Genomic DNA, 15,472 nt, shown 5'->3' with positions numbered 1-15,472 from the left:
CGTGAGGAAGTATGTCCGTTCGTCGACTAGCCGAAGATCAGTTCCAGCCCACGGGTTTCGCGTTTAACGCGGACAACACCGCATGGGCGGAAAAAACGATCCAGAAGTATCCTGCAGGACGCCAGCAATCTGCGGTCATTCCGCTGTTGATGCGCGCCCAGGAGCAGGACGGCTGGGTCACCCGCGCCTGTATCGAAAAGATCGCCGACATGTTGGATATGGCCTATATCCGCGTGCTCGAAGTTGCGACCTTTTATACGCAGTTCCAGCTGAAGCCTGTCGGCACCAAGGCACATATTCAGGTCTGTGGTACCACGCCCTGCATGTTGCGCGGTTCCGAGGCGCTGATGGACGTCTGCCGCCACAAGATTCACCATGACCCGCTGACACCCAACGAAAGCGGTACGCTGTCGTGGGAAGAGGTGGAATGTCAGGGCGCCTGCGTCAATGCGCCGATGGTCATCATCTTCAAGGATGCCTATGAAGACCTGACGCCGGAGCGTCTGGAAGAGATCATCGACACGTTCGAGGCAGGCAAGGGCGACACCATCAAGCCAGGGCCGCAGATCGACCGTCATTTGTCGGCTCCGATCGGTCCGCTGACGACGCTGACGGAAGAGACAAAACCTGACCGCTCCAATCTCGACAAGCCAGCAGAAGTGCCCGCAGCGCCGGAAGCAGCCGCTGCACCGTCTGAAGCTGCAAAGCCGAAGACGACGGCAGCCGAGTCGGATGCGAAGCTGAAGACACCGGTCACTGATCCGAAGGCGTCCGAAAGCAACGCCAAGGACGCTGCCAAAGAAGGGTCCGGCGAGACGAAGACGTCGGCCAAACCGTCGCTGGAAGACAAGAACCGTCCTGCCAAGATCGAACGGCCCGCAAAGGCCGATGATCTCAAGCTCATTTCCGGCGTCGGCCCGAAGAATGAAGCGACGCTGAACGAACTCGGCATCTTCACCTATATGCAGATTGCCGGTTGGTCCGCAGAAGAGCGTGAGTGGGTAGACGGTTATCTGAATTTCAAGGGTCGTATCGATCGCGATGATTGGGTACGTCAGGCCGAGGCTCTCGCCAAGGGTGGCGAAGCCGAATACATCAAGGTCTTCGGCAAGAAGCCGCGGTAAAGAGGTCAAGCATGTTAAAAGATCAGGATCGCATCTTTACCAATCTCTACGGCCTCAAGGACACCTCGTTGAAGGGTGTGCTTGCGCGCGGTCATTGGGATGGCACAAAGCAGATCATCGAAAAGGGTCGTGACTGGATCATCAACGAAATGAAGGCATCCGGCCTTCGTGGTCGTGGTGGTGCTGGCTTCCCGACTGGCCTCAAATGGTCCTTCATGCCGAAGGAAAGCGATGGCCGTCCACATTACCTCGTCGTCAATGCAGATGAATCCGAGCCCGGCACCTGCAAGGACCGCGAAATCCTGCGCCATGATCCGCACACGCTGATCGAAGGCTGCGTGATCGCAGGTTTCGCCATGGGTGCACACACGGCCTACATCTATGTTCGCGGCGAATATATGCGCGAACGCGAGGCGCTTCAGGCGGCGATCGACGAATGCTATGACGCGGGTCTGCTGGGCACGAACAACAAGAACGGCTGGGATTTCGACGTTTACGTTCACCACGGCGCAGGTGCTTACATCTGCGGCGAGGAAACGGCGCTTCTTGAAAGCCTCGAAGGCAAGAAGGGCCAGCCGCGCCTCAAGCCTCCATTCCCGGCCAATATGGGTCTCTATGGCTGCCCGACCACGGTCAACAACGTCGAATCCATCGCCGTTGCACCGACCATCCTGCGTCGTGGCGCTTCTTGGTTCTCCTCCATCGGTCGTCCGAACAATGTCGGCACCAAGCTGTTCATGGTCTCGGGCCACGTCGAGCGCCCGTGCACCTTCGAAGATGCGCTGGGCCTGTCCTTCAAGGAACTGATCGAGCGTCACTGCGGTGGCATTCGTGGCGGCTGGGACAATCTGCTCGGCGTTATTCCAGGCGGCGCATCGTGCCCCATCGTTCGCGGTGAGGACATGAAGGACGCCATCATGGATTTCGATGGCATGCGCGAAGTGAAGTCTTCCTTCGGCACCGGCGGCATGATCGTCATGGACAAGTCTACCGACGTCATCAAGGCCATCGCCCGTATTGCGGCCTTCTTCAAGCATGAGAGCTGCGGCCAGTGCACGCCATGCCGTGAAGGCACGGGCTGGATGTGGCGCGTGCTGGAGCGCATGGTCAAGGGCAACGCGCAGAAGCGCGAAATTGATATGCTGTTCGAAGTAACCAAGCAGATCGAAGGCCACACCATCTGTGCGCTTGGTGATGCGGCTGCATGGCCGGTTCAGGCGCTGATCCGCAATTTCCGCCCGGAAATCGAAAAGCGGATCGATGAATATACCTACAGAGCCATGGATGATGGCGCTGTGCTTGAGGCTGCCGAGTAACACCGGCCAAAGTAACGCCCGAAGGGTGTTGCGAGGGGCGGGGATCGGGTGTACCGGTCCCTTACATCGTTAAAGCATTCGGCACTTTTTGAGTCTAAGCCGGATGCCATCAGGATTTGTCCTGGACCGCATGATCATGCGCGACGGACAGGCAACAGGACGTAAGTAGGACCATGACAAAGCTCAAGGTTGACGGTAAAGAGATCGAGGTTCCGGATCATTTCACGCTGTTGCAGGCGTGCGAGGAGGCTGGTGCCGAAGTTCCGCGCTTTTGTTTCCACGAGCGTTTGTCGGTTGCGGGTAATTGCCGCATGTGTCTCATCGAGGTGAAGGGCGGACCGCCCAAGCCTGCCGCATCCTGCGCCATGGGCGTTCGCGATATTCGTGGCGGTCCCAACGGCGAATTGCCGGAAGTTTTCACCAACACGCCGATGGTCAAGAAGGCCCGCGAAGGCGTGATGGAATTCCTGCTCATCAACCACCCGCTCGATTGTCCCATCTGCGACCAGGGTGGCGAATGCGACCTTCAGGACCAGGCGATGGCCTTCGGTATTCCGGGCTCGCGCTATTCTGAAAACAAGCGGGCGGTGGAAGACAAATACATCGGACCGCTCGTCAAGACGGTCATGAACCGCTGCATTCACTGCACACGCTGCGTTCGCTTCACCACGGAAGTTGCTGGCATTTCCGAACTGGGTCTGATCGGTCGTGGCGAAGATGCCGAAATCACGACCTATCTCGAGCAGGCGATGACCTCAGAGCTTCAGGGCAACGTTGTCGATCTCTGCCCGGTTGGTGCGCTGACCTCCAAGCCTTTCGCCTTCACCGCCCGTCCTTGGGAACTCGGCAAGACCGAAACCATCGACGTAATGGATGCGCTCGGTTCTGCCATCCGCGTCGATACCCGTGGCCGCGAAGTCATGCGCGTCATGCCGCGTGTCAACGAAGCGATCAATGAAGAGTGGATTTCCGACAAAAGCCGCTTCATCTGGGATGGCCTCAAGACCCAGCGTCTCGACAAGCCCTATGTCCGCAAGGATGGCCGTTTGCAGCCTGCCACATGGGGCGAAGCTTTTGCCGCCATCAAGACTGGCGTTGCCTCGACCTCGGGAGAGAAGATCGGCGCTATCGCTGGCGATCTGGCTTCCGTCGAAGAAATGTTCGCATTGAAGTCGCTGCTGGCGTCGCTGGGTTCGACCAACGTCGATTGCCGTCAGGATGGCGCAGCGCTCGATCCATCGCTCGGTCGCGCAAGCTACCTGTTCAACGCCACCATCGAAGGCATCGAACATGCCGACGCGCTGCTGATCGTCGGCTCCAACCCGCGCTACGAAGCCTCCGTGCTCAACGCACGCATTCGCAAGCGCTGGCGCCGTGGCGGCTTCCCGATTGCTGTCATCGGTGAAGCGAGCGAGTTGCGTTATGAATACGAATATCTCGGCTCAGGCACGGACACGCTGTCCGATCTGGCCTCCGGTTCGCACAGCTTCATTGAAAAGCTGAAGGCTGCGAAGAACCCGATGATCATCGTCGGGCAGGGCGCTCTGTCGCGTGAAGACGGTGCCGCTGTGCTGGCTGCGGCTGCAAAGCTGGCTGTTTCCGTTGGCGTCGTTTCGGCCGAGTGGAACGGCTTCTCTGTTCTGCACACGGCTGCTGCCCGCGTTGGTGGTCTGGATATCGGCTTTGTCCCAGCGGACAAGTCGGCCAACGCCGCTTCCATCGCTGCATCGTCCGAAGTTCTCTTCCTGCTCGGCGCAGACGAGATTGATCTTTCCGCCAAGACTGCAGAACTGACCGTCTATATCGGTTCGCATGGTGATGCTGGCGCAATGGCTGCCGATGTCATCCTGCCGGGTGCTGCCTATACCGAAAAGTCCGGTATCTGGGTCAACACCGAGGGACGCGTGCAGATGGGCAACCGCGCCGGTTTCGCACCGGGCGAAGCCCGCGAAGACTGGGCGATCCTGCGTGCGCTGTCCGATGTTCTCGGCCACAAGCTGCCGTTCGACTCGTTGTCTGCTCTGCGCGCTCAGCTTTACATCGCGCATCCGCATTTTGCCGATGCTGACGAGATTGCCGTGTCTGACGTGGCAGCGATTGAAACGCTCGCCACGCAGGTAAGCACCCTCAACAAGGCAGGCTTTGCCTCGCCGGTTAAGGATTTTTATTTGACGAACCCGATTGCGAGAGCGTCCGCCGTCATGGCCGAATGTTCCGCATTGGCCCGCAACAACTTCAAGGCTGCGGCAGAGTAAGGGTAGGGGACTATGGAATCGTTTTTCTGGAGCTATGTCTGGCCAGCGCTGATTATTGTCGGCCAGTCCCTGCTTCTTCTCGTTTTGTTGCTGGTGTCGATCGCTTTCCTTCTGCTTGCCGACCGTAAGATCTGGGCAGCCGTTCAGCTGCGCCGGGGTCCCAACGTCGTTGGTCCCTTCGGTCTTTTCCAGTCTTTCGCCGACCTTTTGAAGTTCATTCTGAAAGAGCCGGTCATCCCATCCGGTGCCAACAAGGCCGTGTTCCTGCTGGCTCCGTTGGTTGCCGTGACACTGGCACTGGCAACCTACGCCGTGATCCCGTTCAATCAGGGCTGGGTCATCGCCAACATCAATGTCGGCATTCTCTACATCTTCGCGATCTCGTCGCTTGAAGTCTACGGCATCATCATGGGTGGCTGGGCGTCGAACTCGAAGTATCCCTTCCTCGGTGCGCTTCGTTCTGCCGCTCAGATGGTGTCCTACGAAGTCTCCATCGGCCTCGTCATCGTTACCGTTCTGCTGTGCGTCGGTTCGCTGAACCTGACTGACATTGTCAACGCGCAGCATTCCGGCATTGGTACGTCGCTCGGCCTGCCGGCATCGTTCCTGGATTGGCACTGGTTGCCGCTTTTCCCGATGTTCATCATCTTCTTTATCTCGGCGCTGGCCGAAACCAACCGTCCACCGTTCGATCTGCCAGAAGCAGAATCGGAACTTGTGGCCGGTCACATGGTGGAGTATGGCTCCACCCCGTACATGATGTTCATGTTGGGCGAATATGCTGCCATCGTTCTGATGTGCTGCCTGACGACCATCCTGTTCCTGGGCGGCTGGCTTCCCATCGTGGATGTCTGGTTCCTGAACTGGGTACCGGGTATCATCTGGTTCATCCTGAAGGGCGGCATGGTCTTCTTCATGTTTGGTCTGGTGAAGGCATTCGTTCCACGTTACCGCTATGACCAGTTGATGCGTCTCGGCTGGAAGGTCTTCCTTCCGCTCTCGCTCGCCATGGTCGTGATTGTTGCATTCGTACTCAAGCTGACGGCGGGGGCATAAGATGTTCGCAGTCCTCGCTTGCAGATTTGGAGGTTGAGATGGCCAGTCTTTCACAAGCCGTCAATTCACTGTTCCTTAAGGAATTCGTTGGCGCCTTCTTCCTGACGATGCGTCACTTCTTCAAACAGAAGGCAACGGTGAACTATCCTTTCGAAAAGGGTCCGGTTTCTCCACGTTTCCGTGGTGAACATGCGCTTCGTCGTTATCCAAACGGTGAAGAACGCTGCATCGCCTGCAAGCTGTGCGAAGCGATCTGTCCTGCCCAGGCCATCACCATCGAAGCCGGCCCGCGCCGCAACGATGGCACGCGCCGCACAGTTCGTTACGATATCGACATGGTAAAGTGCATCTATTGCGGCTTCTGCCAGGAAGCATGCCCTGTCGATGCCATCGTTGAGGGGCCGAACTTCGAATTCGCGACGGAAACCCGCGAAGAGCTGTATTTCGACAAGCAGCGCCTTCTCGATAATGGCGACCGTTGGGAACGTGAAATCGCTCGCAACCTTGCTCTGGATGCGCCTTACCGTTAAGGCAGCATGGTTTCTTCGGAGCGCTGCTTCGGAGAGGGTAAACAGTCAATGCCCGTCGGTTATCGCTGGCGGGAACGAAACGGGCATGCGGCTTCAGGGTCGCGTTTGTCCGGTGAGGACAAAAAGGCACCAACATGGGTCTGCACGCTGTATTCTTTTACATCTTCGCTTTCGTCGCCGTGGCGTCTGCGTTCATGGTCATCGCTTCGAAGAACCCCGTTCATTCGGTGTTGTTCCTCATTCTGACCTTTTTCAACGCAGCGGCTCTCTTCCTGCTGACGGGCGCTGAGTTCCTCGCCATGATCCTGCTGGTGGTTTATGTCGGCGCTGTGGCGGTGCTGTTCCTCTTCGTCGTCATGATGCTGGATGTGGACTTCGCAGAATTGCGCTCCGGCGTGCTGCAATATGCGCCCATCGGCGCGTTGATCGGTATCATTCTGGCAGCCGAACTCATCATCGTCGTAGGTGGCAGCGTGCTCAACCCGCAGGCGGCGAAGTCGATTACCATGCCGATCCCGAACCCGCTGGAGCGCGCCAATACGGCTGCACTCGGCGACGTGCTCTATACGAACTACGTCTACTTCTTCCAGCTTGCCGGTCTGGTTCTGCTGGTGGCCATGATCGGCGCGATCGTGCTGACGCTGCGTCACCGCACCGATATCAAGCGACAGGACATTGCCACGCAGGTTGGCCGCGACCCGAAGACCGCCGTTACGACGGTTAAGGTCAAGCCGGGTCAGGGCATATAAGGCGCGAACGGATCCAAGGAAAATTATATTATGGAAATCGGTCTTTCCCATTACCTCACGGTCAGCGCGGTCCTCTTCACGATCGGCATCTTCGGTATCTTTCTCAACCGTAAGAACGTCATCGTCATCCTCATGTCGATCGAGCTCATCCTGCTTGCGGTCAACCTCAACATGGTGGCGTTCTCGTCGTTCCTCAACGATATCGTCGGCCAGGTCTTCGCTTTGTTCATTCTGACCGTCGCGGCTGCGGAAGCTGCCATCGGTCTTGCAATACTCGTTGTCTTCTATCGCAACCGCGGATCGATTGCCGTGGAAGACGTCAATATGATGAAGGGCTGATAAGGCTATGATTTACAAAGCTATCGTCTTTCTTCCGCTGATCGGCTTCCTGATCGCTGGCCTTTTCGGTCGCTCCATCGGTGCCAAAGCCTCGGAATATGTCACAACCGGCCTGATGATCATCGTCGCGATCCTGTCGTGGATCGTTTTCATCAACTTGGCGCTTCTCAGCCACGAGCCCGGCGAAGTCATCAAGGTGACCGTGCTGCAATGGATCCAGTCCGGCGGCATCGATGTCGAATGGGCCTTCCGTATCGATACGCTGACAGCCGTCATGTTCGTGGTCGTCAATACCGTGTCCACCCTGGTTCACCTGTACTCCATCGGGTACATGCACCACGATCCGCATCGTCCGCGCTTTTTTGCCTATCTGTCGCTGTTCACCTTTGCCATGCTCATGCTGGTCACATCCGACAACTTGTTGCAGATGTTCTTCGGCTGGGAAGGCGTGGGTCTGGCGTCCTATCTACTGATCGGCTTCTGGTACAAGAAGCCATCGGCCTCTGCCGCCGCCATGAAGGCCTTCATCGTCAACCGCGTCGGTGACTTCGGCTTCATCCTCGGCATCTCAGGCCTGTTCGTGCTGTTCGGCTCGGTCAATTTCGAAACGATCTTTGCAGCCGCTGGCACCTACCTGCCTGCCGATGGCGCAGCATCTACCGATGTCGTCATCAACCTGTTCGGCATGCAGCTGGACAAGGCGCATGCGCTGACCGGTGTTTGCCTGCTGTTGTTCATGGGCTCCATGGGTAAGTCGGCGCAGTTCCTGCTGCACACGTGGCTGCCGGATGCTATGGAAGGCCCGACACCTGTGTCGGCGCTCATTCACGCCGCCACCATGGTTACGGCTGGCGTGTTCCTCGTCGCCCGCATGTCACCGATTTTCGAACTGTCGCCGGACGCTTTGACCTTTGTCACACTCATCGGCGCGATCACCGCTTTCTTCGCCGCGACCGTCGGTCTGGTGCAAAACGATATCAAGCGCGTCATCGCTTACTCGACCTGTTCGCAGCTCGGCTACATGTTCGTGGCGCTCGGCGTTGGCGCTTATGGTGCGGCCGTGTTCCACCTGTTCACGCACGCCTTCTTCAAAGCGCTGCTGTTCCTTTGCGCCGGTTCGGTCATCCACGCCGTGGATGGCGAGCAGGACATGCGTCACATGGGCGGCCTGCGCAAGCACATCCCCATCACCTTCTGGACGATGACGGTCGGTACGCTGGCGCTGACAGGCGTCGGTATTCCCGGCACGATGTTCGGCTTTGCCGGCTTCTTCTCCAAGGACGTGATCATCGAATCCGCCTATGCCTCGCACAATGCGGTCGCCGGTTTCGCCTTCACGCTTCTGGTCATCGCAGCCCTATTCACCAGCTTCTATTCCTGGCGTCTGGCGTTCCTGACCTTCTTCGGCAAGCCGCGCGCTTCCGCAGATGTCATGCACCACGTCCATGAATCGCCGATGGTCATGCTGATCCCGCTGTTCGTACTCACGGTCGGTGCTGTCTTGGCGGGTGTCGTGTTCGAGGGCCATTTCTTCGGTGAAGAATATGCGGAATTCTGGAAGGGCGCTCTCTTTACGCTTCCATCCAACGAAATCCTCGAAGAGTTCCACCACGTTCCATTGTGGGTCAAGTGGAGCCCGTTCATTGCCATGGCACTTGGTTTCGTGACCGCATGGTACTTCTACATCAAGTCGCCGGAGACGCCGAAGCGTCTGGCCGAGACCCATCGTGGCCTCTACCAGTTCCTGCTCAACAAGTGGTACTTCGACGAACTCTACGACTTCCTGTTTGTTCGCTCCGCAAAGGCGCTTGGCCGCTTCCTGTGGAAAAAGGGCGACGTGGCGGTTATCGACCACTACGGACCCAACGGTATTGCCGCGCGCGTGGCTGATGTGACCAACCGCGTCGTTCGTCTGCAATCCGGTTACCTCTATCATTATGCCTTTGCGATGCTGATCGGTATTGCCGGGCTTGTCACCTGGATGATGCTCGGGAGTGCCCTGTAATGACCGATTGGCCTATTCTTTCAACGGTCACCTTCCTGCCGCTCGTCGGCGTGGTGCTCTTGCTTCTGACGAATGCGAACGGTCCGTTCGGTCGCCGCAACGTTCTCAACGTATCGCTGCTGACGACGGTCTTCACCTTCATCGTCTCGCTTTTCGTCTGGATCGGCTTCGACAATTCGAACCCAGGCTTCCAGATGGTGGAAAAGCACGCGTGGTTCGGTGATATCGCCGCTTATCATCTCGGCGTTGACGGAATCTCAATGCTGTTCGTCATCCTGACGACATTCCTGATGCCGTTCTGTGTTCTGGCTAGCTGGAACGCGATCGAAAAGCGCATCAAGGAATACATGATCGCCTTCCTTCTTCTGGAAGTCGTCATGGTCGGCGTGTTCGTCGCGCTTGATACGGTTCTCTTTTACGTCTTCTTCGAAGCAACGCTTATTCCGATGTTCATCATCATCGGCGTGTGGGGCGGCAAAGATCGCGTCTACGCATCCTACAAGTTCTTCCTCTACACGCTGCTGGGTTCGGTTTTGACCATGCTCGCCATCATGGCGATGTACTGGCAGGCTGGCACGACGGATATGACAGAGTTGCTGAAGCACGGCTTCCCGGCTGGCATGCAGACATGGCTCTGGCTCGCCTGCTTTGCAGCCTTTGCGGTTAAGATGCCGATGTGGCCTGTTCACACCTGGTTGCCGGATGCCCACGTTCAGGCCCCGACCGCCGGTTCGGTTATTCTGGCCGGTGTCATGCTGAAGCTGGGTGGTTACGGTTTCATCCGTTTTTCGCTCTCCATGTTCCCGATTGCGTCGGACTATTTCGCGCCCTTCGTCTTCACGCTGTCTGTCATCGCCATCATCTACACCTCGCTGGTCGCGATGATGCAGGACGACATCAAGAAGCTGATTGCATACTCGTCGGTCGCCCACATGGGTTACGTGACGATGGGTATTTTCGCCGCCAATGTTCAGGGCGTGCAGGGTGCGATCTTCCAGATGCTGTCGCACGGCATCGTCTCCGGCGCGCTCTTCCTTTGCGTCGGCGTCGTCTATGACCGTCTGCACACCCGTGAGATTTCCGCCTATGGCGGTCTCGTCAACAACATGCCGAAATATGCCGTGGCCTTCATGGTCTTCACCATGGCCAATGTCGGTTTGCCTGGTACCTCCGGCTTCGTTGGTGAATTCCTGACGATCATAGGTGTATTCCGCGCCAACACCTGGGTTGCGCTGTTTGCGGCAACGGGCGTCATCCTTTCCGCCTCCTACGCGCTGTGGCTCTATCGCCGCGTCATCTTCGGTGCGCTGGAAAAGGAAAGCCTGAAATCCATGCTCGACCTTTCGACGCGCGAAAAGGTCATTCTCTATCCGCTGGTAGCACTGACGATTTTCTTCGGCGTCTATCCGGCACCGGTTTTCGATGCTACGGCAGCGTCGGTGGACCTTTTGATCAATAATTATACGGCCGCATTGCAGGCAGCGCAGAATGTTGCGCTTTCTCTGAACTGACGACAGGACCCGTAGGACATGACCGCTGAAATTCTTTTTGCCAGTCTGCGCATCGCGACGCCCGAGCTGATCCTTGCGGTCGGCGCTCTGGTGCTGCTTATGATTGGGGTCTTCTCCGGGGACAAGTCGACCAATACGGTTACGGGTCTTGCCGTAGCGCTCTTGGTCGTCGTCGGTCTGTGGATCATCTTTGCACCGGCAACGGGCGTTGCCTTCGGCGGCGTTTATGTCGCCGACGCCTTTGGCAACTTCATGAAGGTGCTGGCGCTCATCGGTGCCATCGTCGCCATGATCATGTCAGTCGGCCACAGCCGTGTGGAGCCAATCGGTCGCTTCGAATTCCCGGTATTGCTGGTTCTGGCAACACTCGGCATTCTCCTGATGATCTCGGCCAACAACCTGATCTCGCTTTACATGGCACTGGAACTCCAGTCGCTGGCACTCTACGTCATCTGCGCCATCAACCGCGAAAGCCTGCGCTCGACGGAAGCCGGTCTGAAATATTTCGTTCTCGGCGCTCTGTCGTCCGGCATGCTGCTTTACGGCATGTCGCTGGTCTACGGTTTCACCGGCAACACCGGCTTTACCGAAATCGCGGCTGTCCTGTCGTCCGAAACACGCTCGCTCGGCCTCGTTTTCGGTCTGGTGTTCGTGCTCGCCGGTTTGGCGTTCAAGATTTCCGCCGTTCCGTTCCACATGTGGACGCCGGATGTTTACGAAGGTGCACCAACCACAGTTACGGCATTTCTGGCCGCAGCTCCGAAGGTCGGCGCCATGGCCATCTTCGTTCGGATCGTTGTCGATGCATTCCAGCCGGTCTTTGCCGACTGGCAGCAGATCGTCGTCTTCATCTCGATTGCCTCCATGCTGCTCGGTGCCTTCGCAGCCATCGGCCAGCGCAATATCAAGCGTCTGATGGCTTATTCTTCCATCAGCCACATGGGCTATGCACTTGTCGGTCTTGCCGCAGGTAGCCAGTCCGGCGTTGCGGGCGTGCTGCTCTACATGGCCGTCTACATGGGCATGACACTCGGCACCTTCGCCTGCATTCTCGCCATGCGCCGCAAGGATGTCGGCAATGTCGAAGACGTGGACGATCTGGCCGGTCTGGCCTCCACCAATCCGTTCATGGCCATCGTCATGACCATCATGATGTTCTCGCTCGCAGGCATTCCGCCACTGGCTGGCTTCTTCGGCAAGTATTACGTCTTCCTGGCCGCCATTGAAGCGCATCTCTACCCGCTCGCCGTCATCGGCGTGATCGCCTCGGTCGTCGGCGCTTACTACTACCTGCGCATCGTCAAGGTTATGTGGTTCGATGAAGCCAAGGGTGGCTTCGAAAAGGCCGCTGGAGAATTGCGGATCGTTTACGCGCTGTCCGGCCTCTTTGTCCTCGGCTTCATCCTCTTCGGTGGTGTGCTGGGCAATGCGGTCACCGTCGCAGCAAAGACGTTCTTTTGAGCGATACACGCATGAAAACGGGCCGGGTGTCAGTCGATGACTTCCGGCACGAAGCCTTGGCCGAGACGACATCGACCAATGCGGAATGCTTCGCCCGCGCAAGGGCAGGCGACGGCGGCAATCTCTGGGTGACAGCCGCAAGGCAGACCGGTGGCCGTGGCCGCCGCGGCAGGCCTTGGGTGTCTGAGCCCGGCAATCTCTATGCCTCTCTTCTTCTGATCGATCCCGCATCCATGGAGCATATCGGCTCCTTACCGCTGGCCTTTGCGCTGGCGGTTTATCGCGCCGTGGGGGCTGTGCTACCCGCCGGTGGCGCGCCGCTCGAAATCAAATGGCCGAACGATATTCTCATTGGACGCAAGAAGACTTGCGGGATTCTGATGGAAGCCGAAACTTTGCCGGATGGGCGCACGGCGCTCGTCATCGGCATCGGCATCAACATCGCCCATATGCCTGATAATCCGGCCTATCCCGTCACACGGCTCGGCGAACACGGCGCGGCCTGCGGACCTGACGAGCTTTTCGCTCACCTCTTTCGCGAAGTCGCGCATATTCTTCAGATGTGGAATCGCGGGCAGGGTGTTGCCGACGTCATGCGCCTGTGGCGCGCGGCAGCCTGCGGCATCGGCGAGCCGATAACCGTCAATTTGCCAGACCGTTCTATCCACGGGCGTTTTGCCGGAATTGATGATAAGGGTTTCCTGCTGCTGGAGGAAGATGGCGGTCCCACGCGCGCCATTGCCGCTGGCGACGTATTTTTCGGTTGAACTGCACGGTGCGTCAGCGCCGAGGTTCGACATCGTGATCTGGAGCATTCCTGCTGCTCGGTAAATGCAGGACGCCCGCTCGGCCCCGCATCGGCCGTACCGCCGCGTTTGATGAAAACGATGCTTTTAGCCGAGCTTGCAGGCGTCGTTAGACGTGGCGGGGCGAGGCATGATCGGACAAAAACACTAATGACAACAAAAGACGAATTCGTATTCCTGCCGCTCGGTGGCGTCGGTGAAATCGGCATGAACCTGGCGCTTTACGGCTACGGCCCGGCGACCAAGCGCCAGTGGATCATGGTCGATTGCGGCGTAACCTTCGCAGGCCTCGATCTGCCCGGCATCGATCTCGTGTTGCCGGATATCAGCTTCATCGAAGCGCAGCGCGGAAACCTCAAGGCCATTATCATCACCCACGCGCATGAAGACCATTACGGTGCGCTGAACGATCTGTGGCCAAGCCTCAAGGTTCCGGTCTATGCCTCCGGCTTCACCGCCGGCATGCTGGAAGCCAAGCGCAATTACGAGGGCACGCGCGCCGAAATCCCGATCACACCGTTCAAGGCGGGCGACCGCATCAATGTCGGCCCGTTCGAGATCGAAGCCATCGGTGTCAATCACTCCATTCCCGAACCCATGTCGCTGGTCATCCGCACCCCGCTCGGCAATGCCGTGCACACGGGCGACTGGAAGATCGATCACGCACCATCGCTCGGACCGTTCACCGATGAAGCCCGCTTCCGCGCGGCCGGCGAAGAGGGCGTGCTGGCGATGATGTGCGATAGCACCAATGCGCTGCGCGATGGTGTTTCGCCATCCGAAGAGCAGGTGTCGGAAGGTCTTCGCCAGATCATCGAAAATGCCGAGGGACGCGTGGCGATCACCACCTTCTCCTCCAATGTCGGGCGTATCAGGTCCATCGCCCAGGCAGCTGAACGCGCAGGCCGTGAAGTGCTTCTGCTCGGCTCCTCGCTGAAGCGCGTCGTCAATGTCTCCCAGGATCTCGGCATCATGGAAGGCATCAAGCCGTTCCTGGCCGAAGATGAATTCGGCTATATTCCGCGCAACAAGGTCGTCGTCATTCTCACCGGCTCGCAGGGTGAATCGCGCGCAGCACTTGCCAAGCTCTCGCGTGACGAAATGCGAAATGTCGCTTTGGCGTCTGGTGATACGGTCGTCTTCTCGTCGCGCGCCATTCCGGGCAATGAAAAGGCCATTCAGGATATCAAGAACGGCCTGATCGAGCAGGGCGTTCACATCGTCACGGATAACGAGGCTTTGGTTCACGTCTCGGGTCACCCGCGCCGCAACGAGCTTCTACAGATGTATGAGTGGGTGAAGCCACAGATTCTGGTGCCCGTGCATGGTGAAGCCGCGCATCTGGTGGCGCAGAAAGAACTGGCCGAACAGGCTGGCATTGGGCAGGTTCCCAAGGTCCGCAACGGCAATATTCTGCGTCTGGCACCCGGTCCAGCCGAGGTCATCGATGATGCGCCGCATGGCCGCATCTTCAAGGATGGCCGCCTACTGGGCGATTTCGAAGAAATGGGTATTGGCGACCGTCGCAAGCTGTCCTTCGCCGGTCATGTCTCGATCAATGTTCTGCTCGACAGCCGCTTCGATTTTCAGGGCGATCCTGACGTCGTTGCCTTCGGCCTGCCGGAGTTCGATGACGAAGGCGAAGCCATGGAAGACACGCTCTATGACGCCGTGCTGGGTGCCGTCGAAAGCATTCCGCGTGCGCGCCGCAAGGATTTGAACATTGTTCGCGAATCCATCCGCCGCGCCGTGCGCGCCACGGCCAATCAGGTCTGGGGCAAGAAGCCGATCGTGACGGTTTTCGTCACCAAGGTGTAGGCTGTCTCGGGAGGAGGACGTTATGCTGGGTCGTATCAACCATATCGCGATTGCCGTGCCGGATTTGGCCTCGGCAGTCGCCGCATACCGCGATACGCTCGGCGCTGCTGTTTCCCAGCCTCAGGCTCTGCCGGAGCACGGCGTGACCGTCGTTTTCGTGGAACTGCCGAATACTAAGGTGGAGCTGCTGGCGCCGTTGGGCGAAAACTCTCCCATTGCGGCGTTCCTCGAAAAGAACCCGTCCGGCGGCATGCACCATATCTGTTACGAGGTCGCAGATATCATCGTTGCGCGTGATCGCCTCAGGGCCGATGGCGCGCGCGTGCTGGGCGAGGGGGAACCGAAGATCGGCGCACATGGCAAGCCGGTTCTGTTCCTTCACCCGAAAGATTTTTTCGGCACGTTGATAGAGCTTGAACAGGTGTGATGTAGGCTGGGTTAAGGGTCTATATGGTGTTCCTCATCTCTGTGACGAGCACAGGATGAGGAAAAAGCGCTTTGT

13 protein-coding genes are annotated in these 15,472 nt (G+C 58.1%); all 13 read left to right on the top strand.

All coding sequences use genetic code 11. From position 1 onward, the window contains the following. Positions 1 to 11 precede the first annotated feature (11 nt). The 13 genes from RRU01S_RS12835 (at position 12) to mce (ending at position 15,397) form a co-directional block, all read left to right on the top strand. Positions 12 to 1,124: an NADH-quinone oxidoreductase subunit E gene (locus RRU01S_RS12835; RefSeq protein ID WP_045230689.1), complete on the top strand. Its 1,113-nt coding sequence runs from the start codon at positions 12 to 14 to the stop codon at positions 1,122 to 1,124. Positions 1,125 to 1,135: 11 nt separating this feature from the next. Further along, positions 1,136 to 2,440 carry an NADH-quinone oxidoreductase subunit NuoF gene (nuoF, locus tag RRU01S_RS12830; RefSeq protein WP_045230688.1) on the top strand — a complete coding sequence of 435 codons (1,305 nt, stop codon included), beginning with the start codon at positions 1,136 to 1,138 and terminating at the stop codon, positions 2,438 to 2,440. A 173-nt stretch (positions 2,441 to 2,613) separates the two neighbouring features. Continuing rightward, complete coding sequence (gene nuoG, locus RRU01S_RS12825) at positions 2,614 to 4,695, top strand: NADH-quinone oxidoreductase subunit NuoG (protein ID WP_045230687.1); 2,082 nt, start codon at positions 2,614 to 2,616, stop codon at positions 4,693 to 4,695. Between the two features lie 12 nt (positions 4,696 to 4,707). After that, positions 4,708 to 5,751, top strand: coding sequence for an NADH-quinone oxidoreductase subunit NuoH (gene nuoH / locus RRU01S_RS12820; RefSeq protein ID WP_045230686.1), 1,044 nt, complete (start codon positions 4,708 to 4,710; stop codon positions 5,749 to 5,751). Positions 5,752 to 5,789: 38 nt separating this feature from the next. Beyond that, positions 5,790 to 6,281, top strand: a complete 492-nt coding sequence (gene nuoI / locus RRU01S_RS12815) for an NADH-quinone oxidoreductase subunit NuoI (protein ID WP_042619657.1) — start codon at positions 5,790 to 5,792, stop codon at positions 6,279 to 6,281. 134 nt (positions 6,282 to 6,415) lie between these two features. Continuing rightward, positions 6,416 to 7,030, top strand: a complete 615-nt coding sequence (locus tag RRU01S_RS12810) for an NADH-quinone oxidoreductase subunit J (protein WP_045230685.1) — start codon at positions 6,416 to 6,418, stop codon at positions 7,028 to 7,030. A gap of 30 nt (positions 7,031 to 7,060) precedes the next feature. Next, positions 7,061 to 7,369, top strand: a complete 309-nt coding sequence (gene nuoK, locus RRU01S_RS12805; RefSeq protein ID WP_042619655.1) for an NADH-quinone oxidoreductase subunit NuoK — start codon at positions 7,061 to 7,063, stop codon at positions 7,367 to 7,369. A 7-nt stretch (positions 7,370 to 7,376) separates the two neighbouring features. After that, positions 7,377 to 9,374 carry an NADH-quinone oxidoreductase subunit L gene (gene nuoL / locus RRU01S_RS12800; RefSeq protein WP_045230684.1) on the top strand — a complete coding sequence of 666 codons (1,998 nt, stop codon included), beginning with the start codon at positions 7,377 to 7,379 and terminating at the stop codon, positions 9,372 to 9,374. Next, positions 9,374 to 10,885 (top strand): NADH-quinone oxidoreductase subunit M, encoded by a 1,512-nt coding sequence (locus RRU01S_RS12795; RefSeq protein WP_045230683.1) that lies wholly within the window; start codon positions 9,374 to 9,376, stop codon positions 10,883 to 10,885. Before nuoL ends, RRU01S_RS12795 begins: the two co-directional genes overlap by 1 nt. 18 nt (positions 10,886 to 10,903) lie before the next feature. Continuing rightward, positions 10,904 to 12,346 (top strand): NADH-quinone oxidoreductase subunit NuoN, encoded by a 1,443-nt coding sequence (nuoN, locus tag RRU01S_RS12790; RefSeq protein WP_045230682.1) that lies wholly within the window; start codon positions 10,904 to 10,906, stop codon positions 12,344 to 12,346. Between the two features lie 11 nt (positions 12,347 to 12,357). After that, a complete protein-coding gene (locus RRU01S_RS12785) occupies positions 12,358 to 13,113 on the top strand; it encodes a biotin--[acetyl-CoA-carboxylase] ligase (protein WP_045230681.1) in 756 nt (251 codons plus the stop codon). Positions 13,114 to 13,302: 189 nt separating this feature from the next. Then, entirely contained in the window at positions 13,303 to 14,970 is a 1,668-nt protein-coding gene (locus RRU01S_RS12780; RefSeq protein ID WP_045230680.1) for a ribonuclease J, read from the top strand. 22 nt (positions 14,971 to 14,992) lie between these two features. Continuing rightward, a complete protein-coding gene (mce, locus tag RRU01S_RS12775) occupies positions 14,993 to 15,397 on the top strand; it encodes a methylmalonyl-CoA epimerase (RefSeq protein WP_045230679.1) in 405 nt (134 codons plus the stop codon). Positions 15,398 to 15,472 lie beyond the last annotated feature (75 nt).

The sequence above is a fragment of the Agrobacterium rubi TR3 = NBRC 13261 genome, assembly GCF_000739935.1.
Taxonomy (GTDB): domain Bacteria; phylum Pseudomonadota; class Alphaproteobacteria; order Rhizobiales; family Rhizobiaceae; genus Agrobacterium; species Agrobacterium rubi.
Note: the sequence above shows the minus strand (reverse complement) of the source record. Positions and strands in the feature narration are given on the sequence as shown.

Excerpts from the sequence above, each read along its gene's own strand:
- nuoN (WP_045230682.1), top strand. The coding sequence starts at position 10,904 with ATGACCGCTGAAATTCTTTTTGCCAGTCTGCGCATCGCGACGCCCGAG.
- RRU01S_RS12780 (WP_045230680.1), top strand. The coding sequence starts at position 13,303 with ATGACAACAAAAGACGAATTCGTATTCCTGCCGCTCGGTGGCGTCGGT.
- nuoF (WP_045230688.1), top strand. The coding sequence starts at position 1,136 with ATGTTAAAAGATCAGGATCGCATCTTTACCAATCTCTACGGCCTCAAG.
- nuoI (WP_042619657.1), top strand. The coding sequence starts at position 5,790 with ATGGCCAGTCTTTCACAAGCCGTCAATTCACTGTTCCTTAAGGAATTC.
- mce (WP_045230679.1), top strand. The coding sequence starts at position 14,993 with ATGCTGGGTCGTATCAACCATATCGCGATTGCCGTGCCGGATTTGGCC.
- RRU01S_RS12810 (WP_045230685.1), top strand. The coding sequence starts at position 6,416 with ATGGGTCTGCACGCTGTATTCTTTTACATCTTCGCTTTCGTCGCCGTG.
- RRU01S_RS12795 (WP_045230683.1), top strand. The coding sequence starts at position 9,374 with ATGACCGATTGGCCTATTCTTTCAACGGTCACCTTCCTGCCGCTCGTC.
- nuoL (WP_045230684.1), top strand. The coding sequence starts at position 7,377 with ATGATTTACAAAGCTATCGTCTTTCTTCCGCTGATCGGCTTCCTGATC.
- RRU01S_RS12835 (WP_045230689.1), top strand. The coding sequence starts at position 12 with ATGTCCGTTCGTCGACTAGCCGAAGATCAGTTCCAGCCCACGGGTTTC.
- nuoG (WP_045230687.1), top strand. The coding sequence starts at position 2,614 with ATGACAAAGCTCAAGGTTGACGGTAAAGAGATCGAGGTTCCGGATCAT.
- nuoK (WP_042619655.1), top strand. The coding sequence starts at position 7,061 with ATGGAAATCGGTCTTTCCCATTACCTCACGGTCAGCGCGGTCCTCTTC.
- RRU01S_RS12785 (WP_045230681.1), top strand. The coding sequence starts at position 12,358 with ATGAAAACGGGCCGGGTGTCAGTCGATGACTTCCGGCACGAAGCCTTG.
- nuoH (WP_045230686.1), top strand. The coding sequence starts at position 4,708 with ATGGAATCGTTTTTCTGGAGCTATGTCTGGCCAGCGCTGATTATTGTC.